The organism is Nocardia sp. NPDC050175, from assembly GCF_044459885.1.
Taxonomy (GTDB): Bacteria; Actinomycetota; Actinomycetes; order Mycobacteriales; family Mycobacteriaceae; genus Nocardia.
In genome coordinates this window covers 52357-76861 of sequence record NZ_JBITJI010000014.1, presented here as the reverse complement: position 1 = coordinate 76861, position 24505 = coordinate 52357, and the positions used below count along the sequence as shown (strand labels likewise).

The 24505-nt window shown below is 67.1% G+C and carries 29 protein-coding genes and 1 pseudogene; 10 read left to right on the top strand and 20 right to left on the bottom strand.

What is annotated here, in order from left to right:
- Positions 1 to 9: 9 nt before the first annotated feature.
- From ACIBK2_RS36535 to ACIBK2_RS36525, 3 genes are all read left to right on the top strand, one after another.
- Positions 10 to 618, top strand: coding sequence for a bifunctional 4-hydroxy-2-oxoglutarate aldolase/2-dehydro-3-deoxy-phosphogluconate aldolase (locus ACIBK2_RS36535; RefSeq protein ID WP_396974582.1), 609 nt, complete (start codon positions 10 to 12; stop codon positions 616 to 618).
- A gap of 10 nt (positions 619 to 628) precedes the next feature.
- Entirely contained in the window at positions 629 to 2092 is a 1464-nt protein-coding gene (locus tag ACIBK2_RS36530) for a GntP family permease (protein ID WP_396974285.1), read from the top strand.
- 199 nt (positions 2093 to 2291) lie between these two features.
- A complete protein-coding gene (locus tag ACIBK2_RS36525) occupies positions 2292 to 2630 on the top strand; it encodes an NIPSNAP family protein (RefSeq protein WP_396974283.1) in 339 nt (112 codons plus the stop codon).
- A gap of 209 nt (positions 2631 to 2839) precedes the next feature.
- Here ACIBK2_RS36525 and ACIBK2_RS36520 read toward each other — a convergent pair whose 3' ends face one another.
- A complete protein-coding gene (locus ACIBK2_RS36520) occupies positions 2840 to 3808 on the bottom strand; it encodes a helix-turn-helix transcriptional regulator (protein WP_396974281.1) in 969 nt (322 codons plus the stop codon).
- A 62-nt stretch (positions 3809 to 3870) separates the two neighbouring features.
- Between ACIBK2_RS36520 and ACIBK2_RS36515 the strand changes: the two genes are divergently transcribed.
- On the top strand, positions 3871 to 4362 hold the full coding sequence (locus ACIBK2_RS36515) for a pyridoxamine 5'-phosphate oxidase family protein (protein WP_396974279.1): 492 nt from the start codon (positions 3871 to 3873) through the stop codon (positions 4360 to 4362).
- 6 nt (positions 4363 to 4368) lie between these two features.
- Here the strand turns inward: ACIBK2_RS36515 and ACIBK2_RS36510 are convergent, their stop codons facing one another.
- Positions 4369 to 5271, bottom strand: coding sequence for a LysR substrate-binding domain-containing protein (locus tag ACIBK2_RS36510; RefSeq protein ID WP_396974277.1), 903 nt, complete (start codon positions 5269 to 5271; stop codon positions 4369 to 4371).
- A gap of 109 nt (positions 5272 to 5380) precedes the next feature.
- On the opposite strand from ACIBK2_RS36510, the gene ACIBK2_RS36505 reads away from it, so the two are divergent.
- Positions 5381 to 6076: an SDR family oxidoreductase gene (locus tag ACIBK2_RS36505; RefSeq protein WP_396974275.1), complete on the top strand. Its 696-nt coding sequence runs from the start codon at positions 5381 to 5383 to the stop codon at positions 6074 to 6076.
- Between the two features lie 28 nt (positions 6077 to 6104).
- Here the strand turns inward: ACIBK2_RS36505 and ACIBK2_RS36500 are convergent, their stop codons facing one another.
- The 6 genes from ACIBK2_RS36500 to ACIBK2_RS36475 form a co-directional block, all read right to left on the bottom strand.
- Positions 6105 to 6791 (bottom strand): Clp protease N-terminal domain-containing protein, encoded by a 687-nt coding sequence (locus ACIBK2_RS36500; protein ID WP_396974273.1) that lies wholly within the window; start codon positions 6789 to 6791, stop codon positions 6105 to 6107.
- A gap of 89 nt (positions 6792 to 6880) precedes the next feature.
- Positions 6881 to 8098 carry an RNA polymerase sigma factor gene (locus ACIBK2_RS36495; RefSeq protein ID WP_396974271.1) on the bottom strand — a complete coding sequence of 406 codons (1218 nt, stop codon included), beginning with the start codon at positions 8096 to 8098 and terminating at the stop codon, positions 6881 to 6883.
- Between the two features lie 12 nt (positions 8099 to 8110).
- Complete coding sequence (locus tag ACIBK2_RS36490) at positions 8111 to 8452, bottom strand: YciI family protein (protein WP_396974269.1); 342 nt, start codon at positions 8450 to 8452, stop codon at positions 8111 to 8113.
- 13 nt (positions 8453 to 8465) lie between these two features.
- On the bottom strand, positions 8466 to 9041 hold the full coding sequence (locus tag ACIBK2_RS36485; RefSeq protein ID WP_396974267.1) for a dihydrofolate reductase family protein: 576 nt from the start codon (positions 9039 to 9041) through the stop codon (positions 8466 to 8468).
- A gap of 171 nt (positions 9042 to 9212) precedes the next feature.
- Entirely contained in the window at positions 9213 to 9986 is a 774-nt protein-coding gene (locus ACIBK2_RS36480) for an isocitrate lyase/phosphoenolpyruvate mutase family protein (protein ID WP_396974265.1), read from the bottom strand.
- Positions 9983 to 10672 (bottom strand): hypothetical protein, encoded by a 690-nt coding sequence (locus ACIBK2_RS36475; RefSeq protein WP_396974264.1) that lies wholly within the window; start codon positions 10670 to 10672, stop codon positions 9983 to 9985. Before ACIBK2_RS36475 ends, ACIBK2_RS36480 begins: the two co-directional genes overlap by 4 nt.
- 64 nt (positions 10673 to 10736) lie before the next feature.
- On the opposite strand from ACIBK2_RS36475, the gene ACIBK2_RS36470 reads away from it, so the two are divergent.
- Positions 10737 to 11441: an ArsR/SmtB family transcription factor gene (locus tag ACIBK2_RS36470; RefSeq protein WP_396974262.1), complete on the top strand. Its 705-nt coding sequence runs from the start codon at positions 10737 to 10739 to the stop codon at positions 11439 to 11441.
- 11 nt (positions 11442 to 11452) lie between these two features.
- On the opposite strand, the gene ACIBK2_RS36465 is transcribed toward ACIBK2_RS36470, so the two are convergent.
- The 5 genes from ACIBK2_RS36465 to ACIBK2_RS36445 form a co-directional block, all read right to left on the bottom strand.
- Positions 11453 to 11902, bottom strand: a complete 450-nt coding sequence (locus ACIBK2_RS36465) for a nitroreductase/quinone reductase family protein (RefSeq protein WP_396974260.1) — start codon at positions 11900 to 11902, stop codon at positions 11453 to 11455.
- 145 nt (positions 11903 to 12047) lie between these two features.
- Positions 12048 to 12716: a methyltransferase family protein gene (locus tag ACIBK2_RS36460; RefSeq protein ID WP_396974258.1), complete on the bottom strand. Its 669-nt coding sequence runs from the start codon at positions 12714 to 12716 to the stop codon at positions 12048 to 12050.
- Between the two features lie 197 nt (positions 12717 to 12913).
- Positions 12914 to 13114: a hypothetical protein gene (locus ACIBK2_RS36455; RefSeq protein ID WP_396974256.1), complete on the bottom strand. Its 201-nt coding sequence runs from the start codon at positions 13112 to 13114 to the stop codon at positions 12914 to 12916.
- 304 nt (positions 13115 to 13418) lie between these two features.
- Complete coding sequence (locus ACIBK2_RS36450) at positions 13419 to 13643, bottom strand: TetR family transcriptional regulator C-terminal domain-containing protein (RefSeq protein ID WP_396974254.1); 225 nt, start codon at positions 13641 to 13643, stop codon at positions 13419 to 13421.
- A 67-nt stretch (positions 13644 to 13710) separates the two neighbouring features.
- A complete protein-coding gene (locus ACIBK2_RS36445; RefSeq protein WP_396974252.1) occupies positions 13711 to 14550 on the bottom strand; it encodes a LysR family transcriptional regulator in 840 nt (279 codons plus the stop codon).
- A 105-nt stretch (positions 14551 to 14655) separates the two neighbouring features.
- On the opposite strand from ACIBK2_RS36445, the gene ACIBK2_RS36440 reads away from it, so the two are divergent.
- On the top strand, positions 14656 to 15381 hold the full coding sequence (locus ACIBK2_RS36440) for an SDR family oxidoreductase (RefSeq protein ID WP_396974251.1): 726 nt from the start codon (positions 14656 to 14658) through the stop codon (positions 15379 to 15381).
- 27 nt (positions 15382 to 15408) lie between these two features.
- Here ACIBK2_RS36440 and ACIBK2_RS36435 read toward each other — a convergent pair whose 3' ends face one another.
- The 4 genes from ACIBK2_RS36435 to ACIBK2_RS36420 form a co-directional block, all read right to left on the bottom strand.
- Complete coding sequence (locus ACIBK2_RS36435; protein WP_396974249.1) at positions 15409 to 15729, bottom strand: MerR family transcriptional regulator; 321 nt, start codon at positions 15727 to 15729, stop codon at positions 15409 to 15411.
- Positions 15730 to 15738: 9 nt separating this feature from the next.
- The gene (locus ACIBK2_RS36430) at positions 15739 to 15909 is read right to left on the bottom strand and encodes a hypothetical protein (protein WP_396974247.1); all 171 of its coding nucleotides are present in this window, start codon (positions 15907 to 15909) and stop codon (positions 15739 to 15741) included.
- 2 nt (positions 15910 to 15911) lie between these two features.
- Entirely contained in the window at positions 15912 to 16241 is a 330-nt protein-coding gene (locus tag ACIBK2_RS36425; protein ID WP_396974246.1) for a PadR family transcriptional regulator, read from the bottom strand.
- A gap of 80 nt (positions 16242 to 16321) precedes the next feature.
- Positions 16322 to 17527 carry a cytochrome P450 gene (locus ACIBK2_RS36420; RefSeq protein WP_396974244.1) on the bottom strand — a complete coding sequence of 402 codons (1206 nt, stop codon included), beginning with the start codon at positions 17525 to 17527 and terminating at the stop codon, positions 16322 to 16324.
- 125 nt (positions 17528 to 17652) lie between these two features.
- Here ACIBK2_RS36420 and ACIBK2_RS36415 point away from each other — a divergent pair, with 125 nt between their 5' ends.
- Positions 17653 to 20832: a BTAD domain-containing putative transcriptional regulator gene (locus ACIBK2_RS36415; protein WP_396974242.1), complete on the top strand. Its 3180-nt coding sequence runs from the start codon at positions 17653 to 17655 to the stop codon at positions 20830 to 20832.
- On the opposite strand, the gene ACIBK2_RS36410 is transcribed toward ACIBK2_RS36415, so the two are convergent.
- The 3 genes and pseudogenes from ACIBK2_RS36410 to ACIBK2_RS36400 all read right to left on the bottom strand — a co-directional run bounded on the left by ACIBK2_RS36410 (position 20816) and on the right by ACIBK2_RS36400 (position 22505).
- A complete protein-coding gene (locus tag ACIBK2_RS36410) occupies positions 20816 to 21112 on the bottom strand; it encodes an ABC transporter permease (RefSeq protein WP_396974601.1) in 297 nt (98 codons plus the stop codon). The two genes, ACIBK2_RS36415 and ACIBK2_RS36410, sit on opposite strands and share 17 nt — an antisense overlap.
- 53 nt (positions 21113 to 21165) lie before the next feature.
- Positions 21166 to 21537, bottom strand: a pseudogene (locus ACIBK2_RS36405) (ABC transporter permease); the annotation flags it as partial.
- Positions 21538 to 21563: 26 nt separating this feature from the next.
- Positions 21564 to 22505 (bottom strand): ATP-binding cassette domain-containing protein, encoded by a 942-nt coding sequence (locus ACIBK2_RS36400; RefSeq protein WP_396974241.1) that lies wholly within the window; start codon positions 22503 to 22505, stop codon positions 21564 to 21566.
- A gap of 147 nt (positions 22506 to 22652) precedes the next feature.
- On the opposite strand from ACIBK2_RS36400, the gene ACIBK2_RS36395 reads away from it, so the two are divergent.
- The gene (locus tag ACIBK2_RS36395) at positions 22653 to 23765 is read left to right on the top strand and encodes a serine hydrolase domain-containing protein (protein WP_396974240.1); all 1113 of its coding nucleotides are present in this window, start codon (positions 22653 to 22655) and stop codon (positions 23763 to 23765) included.
- Between the two features lie 48 nt (positions 23766 to 23813).
- The gene (locus tag ACIBK2_RS36390) at positions 23814 to 24449 is read left to right on the top strand and encodes a DUF4097 family beta strand repeat-containing protein (RefSeq protein ID WP_396974238.1); all 636 of its coding nucleotides are present in this window, start codon (positions 23814 to 23816) and stop codon (positions 24447 to 24449) included.
- Positions 24450 to 24505: the final 56 nt, after the last annotated feature.

The window sequence follows — 24505 nt, the reverse complement described above, 5'->3', positions numbered from 1 at the left end:
ACCTCGGCCATGCAGGTGATCCGCGCTGATCGCGTGCTGAGCGTGGTTCGCGCACCCGAGATTCCCGATCCGGTCGCGCTCGCCGAAGCGCTTGCGTCGTCCGGTATTCGGGCGCTGGAGCTCACTTTCACTACACCGGGGGTGCTCGGCTATCTCGCCGCCGCGCGAGCGGCCGAGGGCGCGGTGCTCGGTGTCGGCACGGTGCTGACCGGTGAACAAGCCAAGGCCGCCATCGACAGTGGCGCGCAGTTCCTGGTGACCCCGGGTTTGCGCGTGGATGTGGCGGAAGTCGCCGCACAGCACGACATTCCAGTCGTGATGGGCGCTTTCACGCCGAGTGAGGTGCTGACCGCACTGGATCTCGGTGCGGCTGCGGTGAAGATCTTCCCCGCCAGGGCGCTCGGTCCTGGCTACTTGAAGGACCTGCGTGGTCCGTTCCCTGACGTGGCGCTCATCCCTTCGGGTGGCGTCAACGCGGGTAATGCCGCCGAATTCCTGGCCGCGGGCGCAGTTGCCGTCACGGCCGGAACCGACGTTGTTGCCCCTTCCGATGTCGCAGCGGGCCGCTGGTCCGAAATCGCTTCGCGTGCGGCATCGTTCGTTCGATCCATGAATTGAGAGGTCCACTATGGGCGCTACCGTAGATTGGCTGCGCACCACCACCCCGGGGCTGCTTGTGCTCTGCGGGCTCGCGATCGCTGTGTTGCTGTTCGCCATTATCAAGGTCAAGCTGGAGCCGTTCATCGCGCTGCTGCTCACCGGACTAGCGCTGGCGCTCGCCGCCGGGCTACCGGTGTCGAAGATCGTCGGCACGGCGATCAAGTCCGGTGATTCCATCCTGGAAACCGGCTTCGGTGGCATCCTCGGGCACATCGCGGTGATCATCGGGCTGGGTACGGTGCTCGGCGCGATCCTCGAAAAGTCCGGTGGCGCCGATGTTTTGACCCGCAAGCTGCTGGATCTGTTCGGTGAGCGGGGCGCTCCGGTGGCGATGGGCCTGCTCGGGCTCATCTTCGGCATCCCGGTGTTCTTCGACATCGGCATCTTCGTGCTCGCGCCGCTGATCTACGTGGCCGCCAAGCAGGGTGGTCGTTCGCTGGTGCTGTACGCCATGCCGATGCTGGCGGGACTGTCGATGACGCACGCGTTCCTGCCGCCGCACCCGGGGCCGGTGGCGCTGGGTGGGCTGCTCGGCGTCAGCCTCGGCTGGCTGATTCTCATGGGATTCATCTGCGGTATACCGGGATTCATCGCCGCGGGCATCGTGTGGGGTAGCTACATCGGCAAGCGCATCCACGTCGAGGTGCCCGAAGAATTTCTCGTCACCAAGGACGACGAGGCGGAGACCGCTCCCGATGAGGGGGAGCGGGTTTCCGATGGTTCGGGTGGCGTCGCCACCAAGACCGTGACCGCGACACCGCCGTCGGTCGGGCTGATCGGCGCGATCATCGCCATCCCGTTGATCCTGATCCTCGGCGCGACCTTCGGTACCCAGTTGCTGGACAAGAACTCTCAGCTGCTGCAGGTGCTGACGTTCTTCGGCACGCCCGCCGTGGCGCTGCTCATCGCGGTGCTCGTCGCCTTCTACGTGCTCGGCGTGCGTCGCGGCTCCACCGTGCAGGAGCTCAGCCAGCTCACCGCGGAATCGCTGCGGCCGGTCGGCATGCTGCTCCTGGTGGTCGGCGCGGGCGCCTTCTTCGGAAAGGTCATCTCCGCCACCGGAATCGGCACCGCCCTCGCCGACACCATGTCCGCGGCAGGCCTTCCCGTGATCGTCCTGGCCTACATCATCAGCTGCGGCCTCCGCATCGCCCAGGGCTCGGCCACCGTCGCCATCGTCACCACCGGCGGCATCGTCGCACCCCTGGTAGCCAGCGGCGGCTACTCCCAAATGTCGATCGCCCTGATCGCCATGGCCATCGCCGCAGGTTCGATCATCCTCAGCCACGTCAACGACGGCGGCTTCTGGATCATCGCAAAGTTCTTCAACATGTCCGTCAAACAAACCCTGCAAACCTGGACCGTCCTCGAAACCATCCTCTCCGTAGTCAGTTTCGCGGTAGCAGCAACCCTCTTCGCCATCGTCAGCTGACCCTGCCGACCGATACCGAAGTCCTTTGCGGGGCTGGATAACTGGTGGAGTACCACGCTCGTCGAGACAACCGACGACCGCGGCCACCGAAGTCCGGCCCCGCATCGGCATGTGGGGGCGTTGCGGTTGATCTCCGCATCGGTACAGGCTGATTCCCTTGCGCCAGTGCTCGACTGGACTTGCTGACAGCGGAGTTTTTGTGATCTATCGAATGCGGATCTATCGGGCCGTCGAGGAGAATCTCGCGGTCTTCCATGACTTCTTCCAAACCCACCTGCTCCCGGTGCAACTGCGACATGGGGCGCGGCTGGTCGGTCGGTGGGAGACGGAGGATGGGCGGGTTGTCGCTGTGTGGGAGTACGACGATGACGAGGCGTATCGCCGGATCCAAGCCGCAGTTGCGGCGGATCCGGCGACGCGTCGGGCGCAGGAGGTCCGTCGAACGCTTCCGCCGCTGTTTACCGCGCGGGAAGAGCTGTTCATGCGGGCGGCGCCGGAAGGGCTGGCCGGTCATGAATCATGCTATGGCGCAGGGTAATTGGCTACAGCACGGTGGCAGGAGTCGATCGTGTGCGCCGGGGCGAATTTGTGTGCGGCAGGGGCCGTCGTTGTGTGCCGCGCGTGTTTTTGCGTGCCGCGCACGAGATAGCTGGCGATTGTGTGCGCGGCACGTCGATCGGGGCGCGGCGGGCGAAGGTGTGCGCGGCGGCGGTCTACTTGGGGGCGGGCGGTGCGCGAGTTGCTGCGCTAGTCGTGGTAGCGGGCGTGCATGCGGGCCGCGGTTTCGGCCATCCGTGCTCGTAGTTCGGGGGGATCGAGGATCTCGGCGTATTCGCCGAGTGGCATGAGGCCGTGGGCGAGGACCTCGTAGGACTCGGAGGGGAGGGTCAGTTCGACCCATCCTTCGGCGTCGGGTTCGGTGGCCGAGGCGAGTGCTTCGGCGACGGCGGCCGGTTCGTTCATCAACCGGAGCATGCGGAGGTGGGTGGTGGCGATTCGGCAGCGGGCGCGCACGCGCAGCATTGATTGCGCGAAATCGTCTGCTGCCGTTGACCAATGGTCGGCGAGGTCGAAATCCGTTGGCCGGTCGAAGGATTCGCTGGTCTGCTCGGCGGAGCGGATGCGGCTGACGCGGTAGGAGCGGATTGCGGTGCCGTCTCGGGCGACCAGGTACCAGGTGCCTGCCTTCATGACGAGGCCGAGGGGGTCGAGGGTTCGGTCGACGACTTTGTCCTTGCGGCCGTAGTGCACCCGCAGCTTGCGGTCGTGCCAGAGTGCGTCGGCGACGGTGTTCAGTGTGGGTGTCTCGTCGGGGCGGTGGAACCAGCCCGGTGCGTCGATGTGTACCCGTTCGGCAATTCGGGTTGCGCGGCCGCGTAATTCGGGCGGCAGGGCGGCGAGCACCTTGAGTTGGGCGGTGGCCAGGACGGTGCCGAGGCCGAGATCAGCTGCCGCGCCGGGTAATCCGGCGAGTAGAACGGCGTCGGCCTCGTCGGTGGTCAGGCCGGTCAATCGGGTTCGGTAGCCGTCGACGAGTTGCACGCCGCCTGCGCGGCCCGGCTCGCTGTACACCGGCACGCCCGCTGCGGACAGTGCCTCGACGTCCCGGTACACGGTGCGCACCGATACCTCGAGCTCCTTGGCGAGCTCGCCTGCCGTGGATCGCCCGCGCGTTTGCAGGATCAGCAGCAGCTGCACCAGTCGACTTGCGCGCATGAATCCAGACTAGTCATAAAACCTGACACAGGATGTCAAGGATTGCTCGTACTGTCGACGACATGACCACTTGGAGCGAGTTCACCGCAGAAGCGCCGCACATCTCCGAGCTTTTCGTGCGCAGGTACACCGCCACCGGCTACCTGTGCATGCTCGGCACCCTCCGCTCGGACGGGTTCCCGCGGATCAGCCCGGTGGAGCCGCGGATCTTCGAGGACATGCTGGTGATCGCGGGTATGCCGGGCACGACGAAGTTCCGTGATCTGGCTCGCGACCCGCGATTCTGCTTGCATACCGCGACCATCGACACGAAGGTCAGTGACGGTGACGCGAAACTGTTCGGCACCGTCGTCGACCTCCCCGACAAGGAGGTCCACGTTCGCTTCGCGCAGAAGCTGTTCGATGACATCGGGTTCGATATTCGCGGTCAGGAGTTCGACCACTTCTACATCGCGGATGTGAGCAGCGCGTCCACCGTCGAGGTCATCGATGACCACCTCGACATCACCATCTGGAAGCCGGGTCAGGGTGAGCGGGTAGTGCGTAAGCACTGACGCCGGTCAACGCTCAGGCGCGAGCTGTGCGGCGATCGCCGCCGGGACCGGCACGCCACGTTTGTGCACCTCGTGTTGAAACCGTTGCACCAGTGGGTCATTCGGCAAGGTGGTCAGGCAGACGACATCGCGGAAGATCGGCGGCCGCAGGCTGCGGACAACGCCGGGAAAGCTCGCGGACAGCGCGGTGGTCGGCACCAGAGCGGTGCCGAGACCCGCTGCTGCGAGTTGCGCCGCGGTGGTCGCCTGCCTGGTGCGCGTCGCGGCGGTGAGTGTGACGCCGTGGGTGGCGGCGATGTCGTCGAGCCAGGCGCCGAGGCCGTTGTCCGGGTGATAGTGCACGATCGGTTGTGCGGCAATGTCTTCGAGGGACATCGGTGTCGCGGTATCCGCCGCTGCCAGCGCGGCGACGATTTCCTCGCGTCCGATCACTTCTAGCGGCCCGTCCCACTGTGACGGTCGCGGTCCGATGCCGAGATCCGCCGCGCCCGTGCCGACGAGCTCCGAAAGCGCGTCGGCACTGGTCATTTCGTGCAACGTGACGTGCACGTCCGGATGACGCCGCCGCCACCCGCGCAGCACCGGCGCGAGCAACCCCGCGGTCATGCTCTCCGCGCACGCGATGCGCAGCTGTCCCTGCGTGCCCGCCGCGACGGCCCGCCCCGTGGTCACCACCCGCTCGGCCGCCGCCAGCGCGGCCCGCGCATCCGCCACGATCGCCCGCCCCGCCGCCGTCGCCCGCACCCCGCGCGGCAACCGCAGCACCACCGGCGTGCCGATCTCCCGTTCCAGCGCCGCGAGCTGATGCGACAGCGCGGGCTGCGACATGTGCAGCCGCGCCGCCGCCTCGGTCACCGACCCGAAGTCGAGCACGGCGACGAGACATTCGAGCGCTCGCAACGTAGCCATTCGTAAATCCTATCGGAAGGCAAGGAAAGATCGATATCGCGACGGGATTGCACGGCCGCAGCACCACGTTGGAACTCGGTGAAGGACAACCACTACCGAGGAGATACCCATGACAGGCTCGATGGACGGCAAGAAACTCGTCATCATCGGCGGCAGCTCCGGCATCGGCCGGCAGCTCGCGGCGGACGCCGTCGACGCGGGCGCGACGGTCGTGCTGGCCGGGCGGAACCCGCGAGCATCGGCCACCGCGAGCAGCGCGACCGTTGATCTCGGCAACGAGGAATCGATCGCGCGACTGGCGCAAGACGTAGGGCAGATCGACTACCTGGTGTCCGTCGCCGCCGACCACGCGAACGGACCGGTGGCCGCCCTCGATCGTGCGGCCGTGACGAGAGCCTTCGACGCCAAGGTGATCGGACCGATCATGCTGGCCAAGCACTTCGGACCGCGGATCCGGGAGGGCGGCGCCATCCTGCTCTTCTCCGGGGTAGCAGCGTGGCGACCCGCACCGGGCCGAGCGGTGATGGCGACGACCAACGGCGCCGTGAGCTTCCTCGCCGAGGCGCTGGCGGTGGAACTCGCACCGATTCGCGTCAACGCGTTGTCACCAGGCATCGTCGACTCCGGTGCGTGGGATGGCATGGGCGAGAACAAGAACGACTTCTTCGCCGGTATCGCCGCAGCTAATCCCGCACGGCGCGTGGGCAGTACGGCCGACATCGCGGCGACGGCGCTACTCGCCCTGACGAATCCGTTCATGACCGGCACCACCCTGCACGCCGACGGCGGCGGTCGGCTGGCTTGAAATCCTGGTCACGCCAATGGAGTAGCGATCACTCCGCGCGTGGCAGCCGGTTGAGCACCTCGGTGGCGAGTTGCTCCGGATCGATGCCGAGTGCCTGCAGCGCGGGTCGCACGACCTCGTCCTCCTGCGCGAGGAGCCCGAGCAGCAGGTGCCCGGTATCGACTCTGTTGCTATTGGATTTGCGCGCTTCGCTGTCGGCGCGCGCCAACGCCTTCTGCGCTTGCGTCGTGAAATGCGGGGTGACCGTGGCGGCGACCCGATACTTCGCGACGGAGCGCAGCGCCTGCCGTAGCTTCTCGTGCGTGAGACCCAGCGTGGTGACCGCGGCACCGACGGGTGTCTCCGGATCGTCAGCCGCGGTGCTGGTCAGCGCGAGCAACAAGTCGCTCGGTTCGATGTGCGCGTGTTCGAGCTCCTGCGCTTCCCGCAGGCTGTTCTCCAGCGCCTTTCTGGCCTGCTTGGTGAACGGAATGTGGCCCGACATGCTGTGGTCCGCAGTACCCGGTGTTAGCGCGATCTGTGCCCGTGCGGTCGTCGGATCGATACCCAACTCGGCCAGTGCGCGCGCGGTGGTTGCCGCGGAACCGATCTCGCAGGCCCGCAGGACGGCGAGCAGCATGTGCTCCGCGCCGATGTAGTCGTGGCCGCGCTCGCGGGCCTCTTCTTGCGTCAACACGATGACCCGGCGGGCTTGATCGGAGAATCTCTCGAACATAGCGACCCCCTTTCGGCCGTTGGCCGCTGATTTCGATGGTAGTCAACAATGCGGAGCGGCTGGTCGATATGCGCGTGTCGAGTCGACAGTCAATCGCGGTCGGTCATCGCGGCGCGGCGGCGGGTGAGAAAGGCTTGCTCGGCGGCGTTCTCGGTGCGGGCGAGCGCCGCGTCGAAAGCGGCCGCGGCCTCCGTTGTGCGGCCGAGGCGTTCGAGCAGATCGGCCCGAATCGCGTGGTACAGGTAGTACTTTTCGAGGTCGAGCTCGTCGAGCAGGGCGAGCGCGACGTCGGGGCCGTCGACCTCGGCGACCGCGACCGCCCGGTTGAGCGCGACGATCGGGCTCGGTGTCAGCGCGGCCAATTGGTCGTAGAGCCGCACGATCTGCGGCCAGTCGGTGGCCGCCGCGATCGGGGCGTCGGTGTGCACGGCGTTGATCGCGGCCTGGAGCTGATACGGACCGGGTTGGTTGCGGCGCAAGCACTCTCGCACGATGGCGTGACCCTCGGCGATGCGCTCGCGACCCCAGCGTTCGCGGTCTTGCGCGGGGAGCGGCACCAGGGATCCGTCGGCGGCGGTGCGGGCCGCGCGGCGGGCGTCGGTCAACAGCATCAGCGCGAGCAGCCCGGCGGCTTCCGGCTCGTCGGGCATGAGTTCGGTGAGCAGCCGGCCGAGCCGGATCGCCTCGGCACACAGGTCGGCCCGGACGAGCCGGTCGCCGGAGGTCGCCGTGTGGCCCTCGGTGAAGATCAGATAGATGACCGCGAGGACGGCGTGCAGCCTGGCCGGGAGGTCGGCGTCGGCGGGCACCCGATAGGGGATGCGGGCGTCGCGGATCTTGCCCTTGGCGCGGACAATCCGTTGCGCCATGGTCGATTCCGAGGTCAGGAAGGCGCGGGCGATCTCGGGCGTGGTGAGCCCGCCGAGCAGTCGCAAGGTGAGCGCGACCTGCGCGGGGCGGGCCAGCGCGGGGTGGCAGCAGGTGAAGATGAGCCGTAGGCGGTCGTCGCGCACCGCGCCCTCCTCGGCCGGTTCGTGGTCGGCATGCAGCAACGCGGCCTGCGCGTGGCGATCGGCGCGGGAGGCTTCCCGGCGGAGCCGATCGATCGCCCGGTTGCGTGCGGTGGTGACGATCCAGCCGGGCGGGCTCGGCGGCAGTCCGTCCGACGGCCATCGCTGTACCGCCGCGGTGAACGCGTCCTGCACCGCGTCTTCGGCGACGCCGATATCGCCGAAGACGCGGATCAGGCTGGCGACCGCGCGGCCGTAATGTTCGGTGAACACCCCTTCGATCACCGCGGTGGTCACGGGTGCGACCACCTAGCTGTCCCGCAGTGGGCGGACCTCGATCGGCAGCGTGATCGCCGCGGCCAGTCGGCGACCCCACACCAGGGCCTCGTCGAGATCCGCAGCCTGGATGATGGTGAACCCGCCGATGTGTTCCTTGCCTTCGACGTAGGGACCGTCGGTGATCAGGACGTCATCGCCCTTGGCGTGCAACACGGTCGCGGTGCTGGGGGCGTGCAGCCCGGCCGCGAATACCCATGCGCCCGAAGCCTTCAGGTCGGCGTTGACCGCGTCCAGATCACGCATGATCTCGTCGATATTGTCGGGCACGCCCGCACCGTCGGGCTGGTAGATGCTGAGCAGGTACTGCTTCATCGGGTTGTCCTCCTCATCCGCGCTGGTAGGTGGCGATGATGACACCGGTCGTGGTCGGCGTAGTGCTGCCGAGCCGTAGATCGCCCAGTTCGATGCCGTCGAACAGGCGGCGGCCGGTGCCGACGACGGTCGGGGCGATCAGCAACAGATACTCGTCGACGAGATCGTGGCGCATCAGCGATTGCAGCAGATCGTGGCTGCCGAGCAGCACCAGATCGAGGTCACGTCGCAGCTCGGCGATCGCGGGGACGGCGTCGCCGGGCAGCAGGGTGGAGTTCTGCCAAGGCAACGGTTCGGTGAGAGTGCGTGCGGCGACGTACTTCTGGGCCTTGTCGAGCACCTCGGTGACCGGGTTGTCAGTCTGGTGCGGCCAGAATCCGGCGAAGTCCTCGTAGGTGTGTCTGCCGAACAGCAGTGCGCCGTGATGGCCTGTCATGTGCTTGCCCATTTCCTCGGCCTGCACGGAATCGCTGAACCGATGCGCCCAGCCGCCCAGCCGGAACCCGTCCCGAGTGTCCTCGTCGGCCCGGCCGGGGGCCTGCATGACGCCGTCCAATGTCACGTGCTCGACCGCGGTGATCCTGCCCATGTTCGCTCCTTCGGTAAGGCCGGTTCGTTACCGGCTTCACCGACTACACGAACGCCTCACCGCCGAATCGACACCAACACCAAAACTTTCTGTCGGCGAGGTCCCTGGCAGTTCTCGGACAACCGCGAATCGGTCGTCGAACGGGACCGGGTGGCGGCAAATTACCGAGACTCAGTCGGTGAGCGCCTGGATTTCGGTGTACGGCGGGGCGGCGTGCGGGACCGGAGCGTCCGCGCGGACCGCGCGGGCGGTGTCGATGGCTACGGCCAGCGCCGTGCGGTACAGCAGCGAGCCGGTGCTGACCCGCCGGACGCCGAGTGCGCCGAGTTCCGCGATGGACGGGCCGGTCGGTGAGTAGAGGATGTTGACGGGCAGCGGGATGGCGGCGACGATGCGGGCGATGCCGTCGGGATCGGTCAGGCCGGGCACGAAGATGCCGTCCGCGCCCGCGGCGACGTACCGCTCGGCGCGGGCCAGCGTGCGGTCGATGTCGTCCTGCACCCAGTAGGTATCGACCCTGGCGTTGACGAACAGGTCCGGCACTCGCTCCTTGATCGCGGCGATCAGCTCGGCCTGGTGGTCCGGGTCGGCCAGTGTGCTTTCCGCGCGACCGTCCTCCAGATTGATTCCGGCGATACCTAATTCGGCCAGCTCCGCCGCGTATTCACCGACCGCGGTGGGACTTTCGCTGAAGCCGCCCTCGATATCGATGGTCACCGGCACCGACAGCCGGGCAAGCAGCCGGGCCAGCGCCATGGTCGCCGCACCGGTCACGCCGGTGCCGTCCGGCAGTCCCGCCGCGACCGCGACGCCGAGACTGGTGGTGCCGATCGCCGGAAACCCTTCGGCGGCAAGGACTGCCGCGGAGCCGAAGTCCCAGGCGTTGGGCAGGACCAGCGGCTGCTCGCCGTGATGTAGTTCGTGGAAGAGCTTCGTCTTGTTCATGCGGATCCCTCGATGATTCCGGCGGCGATGGCGATGGCGTGTTCTCGTCCGGGGCAGGCATGCGGGCCCGCGCCGAAACCCAGTCCAGGGTGTCGCATGTCGAGCTCGACCACCTCGCCGGCGACGACTCTTCTGGTCGAGCGCAGCGGCGGGTTCTCGTCCATGGTTCGCGCGATGATCTGCTCGGGAGTACCGGTCGCGTTCGACTGCTCGGCGTTGTCGACTAGGGCACCGGTTGCGGCACAAGCCTGAACCAGCAGGCAGATTCGCGACGCGGTGGCGTCGTCGGCGACGCCACCGCAGGCCGCGACCAATGCCGCGACGGCCTCGTCGGCCGCGGGGTTGTCCGGCTCGTAGGGCTGATAGTGCGCGGCGACGAGCGCCACCTGGTCGACGGAAATATCTTGCAGTCCAAGGGCTTCCGCCAGGGCATGGACATGGGGGAGCGGTCCGTCGGCGGTACGTGCCCGCTCGCGCAGATCGGCGGGGGAGAGCTGGTCGAGTTCCGCGGTGACCAACGCTCGCAGCCGCCGGTGCTCGGCTCCGGTGCTGAAGCGCGGCACGTGCGCGCGCAACCACGCGATGCCGACCGGCGCGTCCACCGCGGGCACGGCGAGCACCGGTGCGCTGATCAAGGTGGCGCGCACCTGATCGGGGTCGGTGATCAGAGGAACTGTCCGATTCATGCCGTGACCGTATCCCCGCATCGTTTCGGTCGCCGCCGAAACGATCGCGCACCATGATGGGGTTATGTCATCCAGAGGTGCCGAACTAGCAGGTCTGGCCGCGTTGCTCGCCGACCGCACCCGCGCCGACATGTGCCTGGCACTGGTCGACGGCCGCGCGTGGACCGCAGGCGAACTCGCCCGCCACACCGGCGTGGCCGCGTCGACCGCCACCGAACATCTCAATCGGCTGCTCGACGGCGGGCTGCTCGTCGAGCGTCGACAGGGCCGCCACCGCTACGTCCAATTGGCGGGTCCGCAGGTGGCCGAGCTGCTGGAGTCCATGGTCACCCACCTCGATCCGCCCCGCCCGGCCGTGACCAACCTCCGAACCGCCACCGTCGCAGCGGCTTTGGCGCGCGGCCGGACCTGTTACGACCACCTCGCGGGCCGCCTCGGCGTGGCCATCGCCGACGCCATGACCACCCGGGACCTGCTCGACCAGGACGGCGGTTTCGCACTCACCGAGGCGGGCCTGGCATGGCTGACCGGACCGCTCGGGGTCCAGCCCGCCGCGTTGCGTGCCACCCGCCGCCCCCTCGCCCGCCCCTGCCTCGACTGGACCGAACGCCGCACCCACCTGGGCGGTGCCGCAGGCGCGCAACTCTGCCGCCGTCTGCACGAACTCGACTGGATCACCCGGGTCGGCACCGGCCGCGCCATCCGCGTCACCGCGAAAGGCGAAGCCGGCCTGCACACTTTGCTCGGTATCGAAGCCGCGAGTCTCTAGCGATTCGACTGTTACGCGGCTTCGATGCGGAACACCGCGATCCGATCCGCGGCATCGGCGACACCCTGCGGTGTCGGGTCATCGACCAAGCCGGTGGTGACGAACAGATTCCCCACTCGCGCATGACTGTTCGCGATGTGGTCGTGCAGGATCGGCCGCCGCTCCTCGACCGGCAATTCGACCAACCGCACTTCCGAGGACCGGCGACCGCGCGACAGCGTGACCGTCTGCGCAGCGCGCACGTTGGCAACCCAGGCGGCCTTCGGATACGCCTGGAAGATATAGCGCTGTCCGGCAATGGGAATCACGCCGATCGCCGCGATTCGGGTCTGACCGGTCCGGCGCCCTTTCGTGGTGATCAGGTAGTGCGGGCCGAGCGCGATCCCCATCTTCTGCAGCCTGATCACCACCTTGTTGAACTTCTTGACCTTACGAAGCAACGCATCGGCATCCTGTGCCATAACTGTCATCCTCCCCACCAGACCTGCACGGCCTGGAATATCCGATACCCCACAGCGCGAGCGCATCCGTTCACCCTGTCGAAAGGTGTTGTCGATAAACGGCTTTGACACGTTACCGACTCGGCGACCGTGGGGGAGTGCCGGATCACCAGACGCGCGGGACCAGGAGGTGTTCGACCTTGTGGGCGTAATCGGAGTAGTCGACAAACATCTGCCGAAAGGTCTTCTCTTCGTAGAACATCCACACCACTGACAGTGGCAGTACGACAGTGAGGGCGACCAGGGCCCACCAGGTTCCCAGGGCGACGGGAACCGTGGCCTCGTACAAGAGGGTCCCGGCGATCATGGGGTGGCGGACGACGGCGAAGGGGCCGGTCGTGATCATCCGTCGGTCCCGCGCCTCCTCGGCGGTCGCGTCGATCTGGCGGAGGATCTCCGCACGTACGCGGTAGGTGAGCAGCAGGCCCGCGGCGAAGAGGAGGTCGGCGGCGAGACTGATCGAGGGCGGGACCGACGACCAGCCGAACCGATGGTCGAAGCCGGGGACGATGAGCAGAACGAGGACGCCGAGCCGCATCGGGAGGAGAACGATCCGCTTACTCGTCGGAATATCGACCCGAGGTTTATTCGATCGTTCCGGCCGCAACGGTGCCGGTTCACGACGCGCAACAGAACCCAGGATCCCCGTGCCGTAGCCGACGAAAATCGATGCCAGCAGGACCCAGGCCTGCCAGTAGTACAGCGTCCAAGCCGACAGGAAGACAACCGCTCCCAATGTGGCGGCCACCGCCACCGTTCCGAGGCTGTACGCCATATATGTTGCTCTGTTGAATACTGCTTTATCCATCGCCTTGCGCCCAACCGCCCAGTTCGCGGGCAAGCCGAGTTTAACAGTCCAGCGGTCGTTGTATCGGCACAAACGCGCGCAAAAAACCACCACCACAACATGTTTCGACCTCGACCAGGTGATCGCCCGCCGCCGGACACCGAGCGAAGGTTTCGAACTTGCCCTTACACCGCATCCCGCAACTGTCGAAGCCGATACGCAACCCGCGAAATAACCCCCGCCAACATCCGCGCCCCCGATTCCAACCGCTCCAACAGGTCGGCCAACTCGTCCTCGGTAGCCCGCGAAACATCGAGCCCACGCAGCCCGGCCACCGCCCGCTCCAGCGCGCTGACCTGCTCCTCAAAGGCTCCGTTCGAACGCATGTTCTAATGATAGCGCATCCGGCACGCCAGTCGAGGCGGGATCCTCGGTGTGGCTGACCAACATATTTGTCACTTTTTCGCGCTATCTGTCACCGTGGTGGCAGGGGGTGTGACTAGATGTCGGGGGCTGTTGTCGGGAGCGTCCGGACCTCATGGCGGCGCGGAATTGGATCGTTCTACGCAGCCACGAGGTCCTCGTCCCGTGCGGACGGGCGTTCCGGCATGGTCGAACATCATGTGTTCCAACTCTCCTGGTGTACTTCGCGTCGGCCTGGGAGCCGACGCCTTTTCTGGATCATCTGATTCAGATTGCGGGCATGAAAAAGTCAGTCGAGGGCGACCAGGGCGACCTCCACGAGGGTTCGAGGGCGTGGACATCTGGCGTGATCTTCGAGGAGACCAGCAGTCCGTTGAGGAAGGTGACGAGGAAGGCGGCGAGGGTGTGCGGATCATGCTGCGCCGCAATCTCACCCCGTGCTATCGCGACCCTCAGCACTTCTGTGAGCGCGTCTCGGCTGGCGTCCTGCACGTCGCGCACGATGCGCCGGATCGACGGATCCGCGGGCAGGCTCGGGCACAACGCGTCCTGCCCAACTTCAGAGGCGGGTCGCGGTGCGGACGAGGTCGGCGACGGCTTGGGATCTGCTGTGTGGTGGCCAGGCGATGACAGTCGTGACGGTTGGTGCGTCCGGCACGGGCACGATGGCGTGATCGTCGCGTAGCTGGGCTCGGAGCGACTCGGGCATGAGTGCGCAGGCCCGGCCGAGCGTGATGAGCTGGGTCAACTGGGTATGGTCGCGAACCTGCGGGCCCGGGCCGTCGGGATAACTCCCATCCCGTCGAGGCCAGCGTGGCAGGGGCAGGTCGGTCAGGGCGTTGACCTCGGCCATCGATATGTGGGGTCGGTTGGCAAGGGGGTGCCCCGCGGGCAGGACCACGATCTGTTGTTCGGTGTGCAGGTCCTCGGTGTCGAACCCGGTCGTCGTGTCGTAGGGGCGGTGGAGCAGGGCAACGTCGGCATGCCCGTTGCGTAGCAGACCTTCCGGTTCGCCTGGCCCGCAGAGCATCACCTCGACTGCGACAGCGCCCGGTTCGGCGGCGTAGGCGTCCAGCAGCTTCGACAACAGTTCTCTGGACGCTCCTGCCTTGGTGGCCAGCACCACGCCGGGCCGGTCGGCCGCGGCGCGGCGGGTGCGGCGCTCGGCGGCTTCGACCGCTTCGAGGGCGAGCCGGGCCTCCCGCAAAAGCACCGACCCGGCCTCGGTCAAAGTGATTGCGCGAGAAGCGCGGTGCAGCAGGACGACGCCGAGCCGTCGTTCCAACTGCTGGATCGCCCGCGACAGCGGTGGCTGCGCCATGGATAGCCGTTGTGCCGCCCGTCCGAAATGCAACTCCTCGGCGACGGCGACGAAATATCGCAACTCCCGCGTCTCCACCAGGTCATCGTATCCGGCGCTCACCACGACCAATACCCGTGCGGTATCGCCGCCCACCCGATCGGTCTTGGACGCCGCACCCGGAGCCGCAGCAGGATCGGCGGTGTGAGTGAACAGACGATCGCGCTGGTGACCGGCGCGAACAAGGGAATCGGATACGAGATCGCCGCTGGCCTTGGCGCGCTCGGCTGGCGAATCGGGGTGGGTGCGCGGGATCGGCAACGCCGGGACACCGCGGTGGAGAAGCTGTGCGCGGCCGGGATCGATGCGTTCGGTGTGCCGCTCGACGTGACCGACGACGCGAGTGTGGCCGCGGCGGCCGAATTGATCGCCGACCATGCCGGCGGGCTCGATGTGCTGGTCAACAATGCCGCGATCACCGGCGATATGCCGCAGACACCGACCGCGCTCGATCCCGCGACCGTGCGAATCGTCGTGGAAACCAACGTGATCGGGGTCATCCGGGTCACCAACGCGATGCTGCCCATGCTGCGCGCCTCGGCATCACCGCGAATCGTGAACATGTCCAGCAGCGTGGGCTCGCTCGCCCTGCACACCACCCCCGGCATCGACATGGGCCCGGTTCCCACCGCATATCTGGCCTCGAAGACCTTCCTCAACGCCTTCACTATCCAATACGTCAAGGAACTGGGTGATACCAACATCCTGATCAACTCCGGCTGTCCCGGTTTGACCGCCACCGACCTCAACGGCTTCCGAGGCGACCGCACCCCCGAACAGGGCGCGGCCATCGCGATTCACCTCGCGACCCTGCCCGACGACGGACCGACCGGCGGATTCTTCGACGACGCCGGAACAGTGCCCTGGTGACAGGCGCACCGAAGCCGACGGGGATGTTCAGCTCCGGCGGCAGGCGTCGAGGATGTGCTCGACGTGTGCGAAATAGTCGAGCAGATCCCTGATTTCGGCTAGCGGCACACCGGCTCCGGCGAGCGTCCGAACCTGCACCAGGCGCAGTAGTTCGGCCGATCGGTATCGGCGATCGCCGGAGCTGTCATATTCCGGTTCGTCGACCAGTCCGTGCTGGTGGTAGTCCCGCACCGTCGGCACCGTGATACCGGCGAAGGCCGCCGCCTGGCCGATCGTGAATCCGTCTTTTGTCGTAGGCAGTGGCTCGCGCGCCGAACTCGGCGCGTGGATCACCTGGGTGAGTGTCATCGAACGGCCCTAACTTCCTGCTCCGGCGGCTCGCTCGATGGCGTCGGTCAGCCGTTGCCGTGCGTGGTTCTTCCACGAGTCCTCTTGGTAGTTCCGCGCGAACGCCTCGATGTACTGCCACCATTGCCGCTTTTCGCCCATGTCGCCGATCACCTTCGCGGTGAGCTTGCTGATCTTCATGGTCAGCTGCCTCCTTCTTGGAGCTGTTCGAGCCGTTCGGAGAGGAAGCTCCACGTCTTCCAGAATTCGTCGAGGTATTCCTGCCCTTGCGCGTTGAGGGAGTACACCTTTCGCGGCGGCCCCTTCTCCGACCGGACCTTCTCGATGTCGACCAGGCCCCGCTTCTCGACCCGGACCAGCAGGGCGTAGACGGTGCCCTCGGCGATATCGGCGAAGCCCTGCCCGCGCAGCCATGCCGTGATCTCGTAGCCGTACGCGGACCGCACGGCCAAGATCGCGAGGACGATTCCCTCGAGCGTGCCCTTGAGCATCTCCGTGATCTGCTTGCCCACGGATCACCTCCTCGCGCTACTCACTGTTGCTTAGTACCAGTAGATAGTAACACTGAATAGTGTCGCGGCAACAGGTCCGTTCACCAGGTGACGGGCAGGGCGTGGACGCCGTAGATGTTCATGTCGGTCCGGAGCTTGACCTCGTCGGCTGGCACGGCGAGCTCGAGCGACGGGAAGCGACACACCAATCCCGTGAAACCGGCGCGCATTTCGATGCGGGCCAGCTGCTGGCCGAGGCAGGTGTGGATGCCGTGGCCGAAGGACAGGTGGCCACGGGCCTTGCGATGCAGGTCCAGGGTGTCGGGGTGGTCGAAGCGTTGCGGGTCGTGGTTGGCGGCCAGTAGCGAGACGACGACAGTCGATCCCTCAGTGATCGTTTCGCCGCCGAGTTCGATGTCCTCGGTGGCGTAGCGGTAGAAGATGTCGGCGACCGAGAGGTAGCGCAGGAGTTCCTCGACGGCGTCGGGCACCAGTTCGAGGTCGGCGCGCAGCTCGGCCAGTTGTTCGGGATGTTCGAGCAGCGCGAAAGTGCCGAGCGCCAACATGTTTGCGGTGGTCTCGTGGCCGGCGAGCAACAGCAGGAAGGCCATGCCGACGAGTTCCTCGATGCTGAGGTCGTCATTGCGGGCCAGGTCGGACAGGATGTCGTCGCCGGGTTCGGCGCGCTTGCGGGTGACCAGTTCGGCGAGGTAGCCGGTCATCGCGCCGTAGGCGGCCATCTTCTCCTCGAGCGGTTGCTCCTTGATCAGGAACTTGGCCGAGTTGACCTGGAAGGTCGCCCGGTCCGCGTACGGGACACCGAGCATTTCGCAGATCACCAGCGAGGGCACCGGCAGCGCGAACTCCTTGACCAGATCGACCGGCGGGGTCAGCCGCGCCATCTCGTCCAGTTGCCGCTCGGTGATCTCGATGATGTGTTCTTCGAGCTGCCGCATCCGCCGGACGGTGAAGGTGCCGGTGAGCAGGCGCCGCAGCCGGGTGTGGTCCGGCGGGTCCATCGCGATGAACAAGCCGGGGATCTGCGGGGACGGCTCGGTGACGGGCGGCATGTCGGAGATGTCCTCCAACGTGTGCAGGATGCCGATGTCCAAGCGGGAGCTGAACCGGGTGTCGCCCATCAGTTGGCGGACCGCTTCGTAGCCGGTGACGATCCAGCCCTGATGACCGTCGGGGAAGACGATCGGGCTGACCGGGCGCGCCTCGCGCAGCTCGGTGATCTGGCTCGGCGGGTCGAACGGACTCGCATCGCGCTCGGTGGGCAGGCCGTGGGGGACTGTTTGCGTCATCGGAGTTCCTATCGGTGGCTGTTGTGACCACAGTCATCGCCGGACCTGACACCGGCCTGTCACAGCCCTGACACCGGCCGTCGGCACCCGGAACCCACCCGATCGCCCATGGCAGGATCAGTCAGGTGCAGATCGGGATACTGGGACCATTCGAAATTCGCACGGCCGACGGCGCTTTGGCCGACGTGCCGGGCGCGCGGCTGCGCGGGCTGGTCGCCGCCCTCGCGCTCGAAGCTGGTCACGCGGTCCCGAAGGCGACGCTGATCGACTGGATCTGGGGCGAACAGCCGCCCGCCGACGCGGCAAATGCCTTGCAGCGCTTGGTTTCCCGGCTGCGCAAGGCGTTGCCGGACGGGTCGGTCGACGGTCAGCCGGACGGCTACCGGCTGCGGGTGGAACCCGACGCCGTCGACGCCGTGCGGTTCGAACGCCTCGTCGCCAAGGCCCGCAACGACGAGGACCAAGGCGTGCGGCGGCTGCGCGAGGCCCTCGCACTGTGGCGCGGCGCGGCCATGCAGGACGTCGGTCTGCTGGAGAGCGGCGCGTTCGACGCGGCGGTCACCCGGCTCGAGGGGCTGCGCCTGACCGCGATGGAGGAACGGTTCGACGGCGAGATCAGCCTCGGCCACGGCGCTGAGCTGGTCACCGAACTCACCGATCTCGTTGCCGCACACCCGGTGCGCGAACGGCTGGTGGCCGCGTTGATGCGGGCCCTCGTCGCGAGCGGTCGCGACACCGAGGCACTGCTCGCGTACGAGCGCATGCGCGAAACCCTGGCCGACGAGCTGGGCGTCGACCCGTCACCGGAGCTGGCCGCGCTGCACGTCGCGCTGCTGCGCGGCGAGCTTGGGCGGCGGGAGGAGAACCGCAAGACCAACCTGCGCGCCGAACTGGCCAGCTACGTCGGCAAGGACGCTGATGTCGCCGCGGTCCGCGACCTCATCGCCGACCATCGGCTCACCACGCTGATCGGGCCGGGCGGCTCGGGGAAGACCAGACTCTCCACGGAAACCGCACGCACGCTGGTCGACGATCTGCCGGACGGAGTCTGGGTGGTCGAACTCGCGGCCATCGGCGCCGACGGTGACAGGGGAGTGGAAGGCAACGGCAACAACATCGCGCAAGCGACGCTGTCCGCGCTGAAACTGCGCGACGCACTGCTCAGCGACGCGGATGTGGAGCCGACGGATCGGGTCATCGCCGCGATCCGCGACCGGTCGATGCTGCTCATTCTGGACAACTGCGAGCACGTGATCGAGTCCGCGGCGACCTTCGCCCATCGGGTGCTCGGCGAGTGCAGGCGGGTGCGGATTCTCGCGACGAGCCGGGAACCCCTTGGCATCACCGGCGAGGCGCTGTGGCCGGTCCTGCCGCTGGTCCTCCCTGCGGAAGACGCCGACCCCGCCGAAATCGAAGCGGCTCCGGCCATTCGGTTGCTGCGCGATCGAGCGAGCGCGGTGAGCAGGGACCTCGCGACCGACGCGGACACGATGGCAACGATGGTGCGCGTCTGCCGGGCACTGGACGGGATGCCGCTGGCCATCGAACTCGCCGCGGCCAGATTGCGCACCATGTCGCTCGATCAGCTCGCACACCGCCTCGACGACCGGTTCCGCCTGCTGACCGGCGGCAGCCGTACCGCGCTGCCGCGACACAAGACGTTGCGCGCGGTGGTCGACTGGAGCTGGGAGCTACTCACCGACGCCGAACGTGTTGTGCTGCGCAGGCTTTCGGTGTTCTCCGGCGGGGCGAGCCTGGAAGCGGCCGAGCGGGTCTGTGCGGGTAAGCGATACGAGAAGGACACCGAAGTCGACCAGGATCACGTGGACGAGTTGCTCACCGCGCTAGTCGAGAAATCGTTGCTGGTCGCCGCGGGCGACAGCGCACCGCGCTACCGGATGCTCGGCACCATCAAGGAATACGCCGAGCAGCGTCTCGCGGAGGCAGGCGAATCGGACCTGGCGCGCCAGGCGCATCTGACCTACTTCACCGAACTCACCGAGACCGCCGAGCCGCATCTGCGTCGCGCCGAGCAACTGGCCTGGCTCGCCGTACTCGAGGCCGAGCACGACAACATCGCCGCCGCGATGCGCGGTGCCCTCGCGGCGGGCGACGCGGCCGGTGCGATGCGGCTCGCCGCCGGTGCGGGCTGGTACTGGTGGCTCGGCGGCCACAAGCTGGAGGGCAACGAGCTGATCATGGCCGCCACCGCCCTGCCCGGCGAGGTGCCCGACGCGACCAAGGCCTGGGTGTACGCGCTCGTCGTGCAGTTCGTGACTTCCGGTCAGCAGAGCGACGAGCACCAGGCGGCCGACTGGATCCACAAGGCTTACGAAATCAGCCAGCGGGTGCCGGACCATCACCCGGCGCTCGGCTTGATCGCCCCGCTCGAACGCATGCTGCGGCACCCGGACGAGGTCTTGGCCGCGTGGGAACCCTCGTTGGACGACAACGACCCCTGGGTGCGCGCACTGACCCGGCTGCAGCTGGGCAAGATGCGGATCCAGCTCGGCCAGGGCGGCCAGGAGGCAGACGACTATCTTCGGCTGGCGCTCAACGAGTTCCGCGCAATCGGCGAACGATTCGGCATATCGTTCGCGCTGACCGAACTAGCGAACCGCATCGCGATGCGCGGTGAGTTCGCCGCCGCGGTCGAGTATTACGAACAGGCGATCACGGTCGTCACCGAGGTCGGTGCCATCGAGGATGTCGCGCCGATGCGCTCCCGGCAGGCCCAATTGTCTTGGCTACTGGGCGATGTGGAGTCGAGCGCGACCGCCATGGCCGAGGCGCAGCGGGTGGCCGAACGCGTCGCCTGGCCGAACGCGCTGGCCGAGCTGGCGCTGTCGAAGGCCGAGCTCGCGCGGTGGAGCGGCGATACCGAGCAGGCCTACGGGCAGCTCGCCGTCGCGCGAACGCTGCTCGGCGAGGACGGCAAGCGGGCCATCGTCCGGTCGATAGTCGAAACCCTGCTCGGCTATCTGGCCGAGGATCTCGAAGAAGCCAGGGCGCACGGCGTCGCGGCGTACCAAGCGGTGTCGGAGGCCGGGCATCCGCTGCTGATCGCCCAGGTGCTCGTCGGGATCGCGGATCTCGCGCTGCGCGAGCAACAGTACGAGCAGGCCGCGCGGCTGCTCGCGGCGAGCGCGGGCATGCGCGGCCTGCCGGATCTTTCGCAACCGGACGTGGCCCGCATCGAGCAGGCCGCCCTAAGCCACCTCGGCGACGCGGCGTTCGCTGAGGCGGCTCGGGCGGGCATGGAAACCAGCTGGAGTGAGTTGGTCTCGATCACGCTCGCTTCGTGAAAGTGGCTGAGGCCCAAAGGTATCCGACGATCGCGATGCCGAGGCACCAGGCGATGGCGGCGATCGCGTAGCCGGATGACGGTGTGCCGTTGAGCAACCCGCGCACCGTCTCGATGATCGGCGTGAAGGGCTGGTACTGCGCGAACTGCCGCAGGCCAGGCCCCATCTTGTCGGCGGGCACGATCGCGCTGCTGAAGAACGGCAGCATGACCAGCGGCACGGCCGCCATGCCTGCGGTTTCCGGCGACTTCGCCGCCAATCCCAAAGCGACGTGAGCCATCCGGCCGCGATCGCGAGCAGCACGACGATGGCGACGACGCCGAGCCAGTCGAGGGCACTGGCCGCCGGGCTGAAGCCCAGCAGGAACGCCACCCCGATAAGTGCCGCGATGGCAACGAGATTGGTCAGCACACTGGCGACGACATGACCGACCAGCACCGCGCCACGGGACACGTCCATGACCTTGAACCGGTTGATGATGCCCTTCGTCATATCGGAGTTCACCGAGGTCGCGGTGGCGCCGAGCCCGTAGCAGACGGCCAGCAGGATCAGCCCCGGCGTCGCGTAGTCGATGTAGTCGACGCCGACGTTGAACGCGTCGCCGAACATGTACACGAACATCAACATGATGATGATCGGCATCAGGACGGCGTTGAAGACCGAGGTCGGGTTCCTGGCGATGTGCTTGAAGTTGCGGCGCAACATGACAATTGCGGGGGATTTGGTGGTGGTCATTTCGTGAGAACCTCCGTGGCGTGGCCCGTCAGGGCGAGGAAAACGTCGTCTAGGTCGGGGGTGTGCACGGAGAACTCGTCGGCGGCGAGTGCGTGCGCGTCGAGCGTGTCCAGTAGTGCCCGAAGAGATTTCGTGCCGCCGTCGCTCGGCACCCGCAGGACGAGGGCCTCGTCGTCACGGGTGGCCTCGGGGAACAGCCGGGCGCCCGCGTCGAGCCGGGCGACGTCGCCGAAGCGGAGCCGGACGTGTGTGCCGGGGAGTCGGCGCTTGAGCTCGTCGGGCGTGCCCTGGGCGACCAGGCGGCCCTGGTCGAGCACCGCGATCCGGTCGGCCAGCTGATCGGCCTCCTCGAGGTACTGGGTGGTGAGGAAGATGGTCACGCCATCGGCCACTAGGTCGCGAATGATCGACCACATGGTGCGGCGGCTGCGCGGGTCGAGGCCGGTGGTGGGCTCGTCGAGGAAGATGATCCGCGGGTTGCCGACGAGGGTCATCGCCAGGTCGAGCTTGCGGCGCATGCCGCCCGAGTAGGTCGAGGCCGGCTTCTGCGCCGCCGCCACCAGGTCGAAGCGTTCCAGCAGCGCTGCGATTGTCCGCTTTCCGTCTTTGGTGGGCACCCCGGTGAGGTCGACCATCAGCTGCAGGTTCTCCTGCCCGGTCAGTAGCTCGTCCACCGCGGCGAACTGACCGGTGACGCCGATCGCCGCGCGCACCGCCTTGGCCTCGGTCGTGACGTCATGGCCCGCGACGCGGACCGTTCCGCCGTCGGCCTTCATCAACGTGCTCAGCACGTTCACCGTGGTCGTCTTGCCCGCCCCGTTCGGGCCGAGCAGGGAAAAGATCGTGCCCGCACGAACATTCAGGTCGATGCCGTCGAGCACGACCTTGTCTCCGTATGTCTTCCGAAGCCCGGAGACTTCGATCGCTGAATTACTCATGCGATCACCCTCGGCACTCGGCCTGACACCGGCCTGTCACGGCGCTGTTCGACGGTGTCACCGGCCGCGTCAGCGCGGTGACGGCTCCGTGTCAGCGCGGCTGGCGATTGTTGGTGTCATCGAACGGCAGACCAGAGATGAGGAACCATGACAATCGAGACCGCGCCAGCGACCACGACGGACGCCCGGCGGCAACAGCTCATCCAGGAGATCGTCGATTCCGGCTACGCCGGGGTGCAACTGCGGGTGGACGACGAGCGGGGCGAGTGGGTCGGTAGTGCCGGGGTGAGCAAACTGGGCGAGAGCGCCGCACCGTCGACCGACGGACTGTTCCGGATCGGCAGCAACACCAAGACCTTCGTCGCGACCGTTGTCCTGCAACTGGTGGCCGAGGGCACGATCGGGCTGGACAATCCGGCCGCCGACTACCTGCCCCAGTTCGACCTGGACCGGCGGATCACGGTGCGAATGTTGTTGCAGCACACCAGCGGAGTGTTCAACTTCACCGGCGAGTACTATCCCGATGGCACGATCGTGCCGGGGATCCCGTGGCAGGGACAGGAGTGGGTGGACAACCTGTTCCACAGCTACCAGCCGGAAGACCTGGTGCGGCTGGCGTTGTCCAAGCCCGCGCGGTTCGAGCCCGGCACCGACTGGAGCTACTCGAACACCAATTACGTGCTGGCCAGGTTGTTGATCGAGAACGTCACCGGCCGCTCGTTGGCGGCGGAGATGCAGCGGCTGATCTTCGATCCGCTCGGACTGACCGGCACCGTGGTACCGGACTTCCAGACCGAGATCCCCGAGCCGCACGCGCACGGCTACTACCCGTACCAGGACGGCGACGAGTGGAAAATCGTCGACACCTCCAGCATGAACCCGTCCTGGATCTCCGCGGGCGGTGACATGATCTCGACGACCCGGGATCTGCAGACGTTCATTTCCGCGCTGATGAGCGGAAAGCTCTTGCCTGCTTCACTTTTGGCGGAGATGCGCACGCCGCACGCGACCGGTCTGCCGAAGAACGAGTACGGGCTCGGACTGTTCATCGAGGAGACGGACGGCGGCGACATCCTCTACACGCACAACGGCGGCTTCTTCGGTTGGGCGGCGCTGATGTACAGCACGCCCGACGGCAGCAAGACCATGACCGCCTCGCTGACCGCCGGAGACGCTCAGCTCGACTTCGTCGCCATGTCGGCGTTGTTCCAGCAGGCGAAGCAGCGGCTCGTCAACGAGGTGTTCGGCGACCACGCCTGATCGTAATCACTTCACACCCAACACATTTCACACATAAGGAGTACCGCCATGCCCGCCTTCCAGACTCCGGAACCGATCGCCGTCACCGTCGAGGTGCCCGCCGGGACCGTCCAGGTCATCGCCTCGGACCGCGCCGACACGTACGTCGAGGTCCGGCCGACCGATAAGTCCAAGAAAGCCGATGTGCGCGTCGCCGAACAGACCAAGGTCGATTTCACTGCGGGCACGCTGACAGTGAAGACGCCGACCGGATGGCGGACCTACTCCCCGCTGGGTGGCAACCCGTCGATCGAGGTGATCGTCGAGGTGCCCACCGGTTCCCGGCTGAAAGCCACTGCCGGACTTGGGCAATTGCTGGTGACCGGCGAACTCGGTGAGTCTGTCCTGGAGATCGCCGCCGGTGACATCTCCGTCGAGAGCCCGCGCGGCCCGGTGACCGCGAAGGTCGCCAAGGGCGACATCCGCATCGGCGACGCGTCGCGCGGGGTGCTCCGGCTGGAGACGTCCATGGGCGAGCTCGAGGTCGGTATTCGCCCTGGCAGTGCGGCGCGGCTGGAGACCAACGCGCTGTCCGGCACCGTGCAGAATCTCATGGCACCGGTCGACCCGGCGGCCGAGACCGTGCACGTGTACGCGCGAAACTCGTTCGGCAACATCATCATCCGGCACGCCACCGCGGCGTGATCCGCGCGGGTCCACCTCCTCCACTGCGCGGGTGGAGGAGGTGGACTGGGCTGTGC

Excerpts from the sequence above, each read along its gene's own strand:
- ACIBK2_RS36400 (WP_396974241.1), bottom strand. The coding sequence starts at position 22,505 with ATGAGTAATTCAGCGATCGAAGTCTCCGGGCTTCGGAAGACATACGGA.
- ACIBK2_RS36420 (WP_396974244.1), bottom strand. The coding sequence starts at position 17,527 with ATGACGCAAACAGTCCCCCACGGCCTGCCCACCGAGCGCGATGCGAGT.
- ACIBK2_RS36520 (WP_396974281.1), bottom strand. The coding sequence starts at position 3,808 with ATGCGCGCAAGTCGACTGGTGCAGCTGCTGCTGATCCTGCAAACGCGC.
- ACIBK2_RS36530 (WP_396974285.1), top strand. The coding sequence starts at position 629 with ATGGGCGCTACCGTAGATTGGCTGCGCACCACCACCCCGGGGCTGCTT.
- ACIBK2_RS36510 (WP_396974277.1), bottom strand. The coding sequence starts at position 5,271 with ATGGCTACGTTGCGAGCGCTCGAATGTCTCGTCGCCGTGCTCGACTTC.
- ACIBK2_RS36470 (WP_396974262.1), top strand. The coding sequence starts at position 10,737 with ATGTCATCCAGAGGTGCCGAACTAGCAGGTCTGGCCGCGTTGCTCGCC.
- ACIBK2_RS36455 (WP_396974256.1), bottom strand. The coding sequence starts at position 13,114 with ATGCGTTCGAACGGAGCCTTTGAGGAGCAGGTCAGCGCGCTGGAGCGG.
- ACIBK2_RS36500 (WP_396974273.1), bottom strand. The coding sequence starts at position 6,791 with ATGTTCGAGAGATTCTCCGATCAAGCCCGCCGGGTCATCGTGTTGACG.
- ACIBK2_RS36395 (WP_396974240.1), top strand. The coding sequence starts at position 22,653 with ATGACAATCGAGACCGCGCCAGCGACCACGACGGACGCCCGGCGGCAA.
- ACIBK2_RS36435 (WP_396974249.1), bottom strand. The coding sequence starts at position 15,729 with ATGACACTCACCCAGGTGATCCACGCGCCGAGTTCGGCGCGCGAGCCA.
- ACIBK2_RS36490 (WP_396974269.1), bottom strand. The coding sequence starts at position 8,452 with ATGAAGCAGTACCTGCTCAGCATCTACCAGCCCGACGGTGCGGGCGTG.
- ACIBK2_RS36410 (WP_396974601.1), bottom strand. The coding sequence starts at position 21,112 with ATGGCTCACGTCGCTTTGGGATTGGCGGCGAAGTCGCCGGAAACCGCA.
- ACIBK2_RS36535 (WP_396974582.1), top strand. The coding sequence starts at position 10 with ATGCAGGTGATCCGCGCTGATCGCGTGCTGAGCGTGGTTCGCGCACCC.
- ACIBK2_RS36430 (WP_396974247.1), bottom strand. The coding sequence starts at position 15,909 with ATGAAGATCAGCAAGCTCACCGCGAAGGTGATCGGCGACATGGGCGAA.
- ACIBK2_RS36505 (WP_396974275.1), top strand. The coding sequence starts at position 5,381 with ATGACAGGCTCGATGGACGGCAAGAAACTCGTCATCATCGGCGGCAGC.
- ACIBK2_RS36485 (WP_396974267.1), bottom strand. The coding sequence starts at position 9,041 with ATGGGCAGGATCACCGCGGTCGAGCACGTGACATTGGACGGCGTCATG.
- ACIBK2_RS36460 (WP_396974258.1), bottom strand. The coding sequence starts at position 12,716 with ATGGCGTACAGCCTCGGAACGGTGGCGGTGGCCGCCACATTGGGAGCG.
- ACIBK2_RS36475 (WP_396974264.1), bottom strand. The coding sequence starts at position 10,672 with ATGAATCGGACAGTTCCTCTGATCACCGACCCCGATCAGGTGCGCGCC.
- ACIBK2_RS36390 (WP_396974238.1), top strand. The coding sequence starts at position 23,814 with ATGCCCGCCTTCCAGACTCCGGAACCGATCGCCGTCACCGTCGAGGTG.
- ACIBK2_RS36465 (WP_396974260.1), bottom strand. The coding sequence starts at position 11,902 with ATGGCACAGGATGCCGATGCGTTGCTTCGTAAGGTCAAGAAGTTCAAC.
- ACIBK2_RS36515 (WP_396974279.1), top strand. The coding sequence starts at position 3,871 with ATGACCACTTGGAGCGAGTTCACCGCAGAAGCGCCGCACATCTCCGAG.
- ACIBK2_RS36480 (WP_396974265.1), bottom strand. The coding sequence starts at position 9,986 with ATGAACAAGACGAAGCTCTTCCACGAACTACATCACGGCGAGCAGCCG.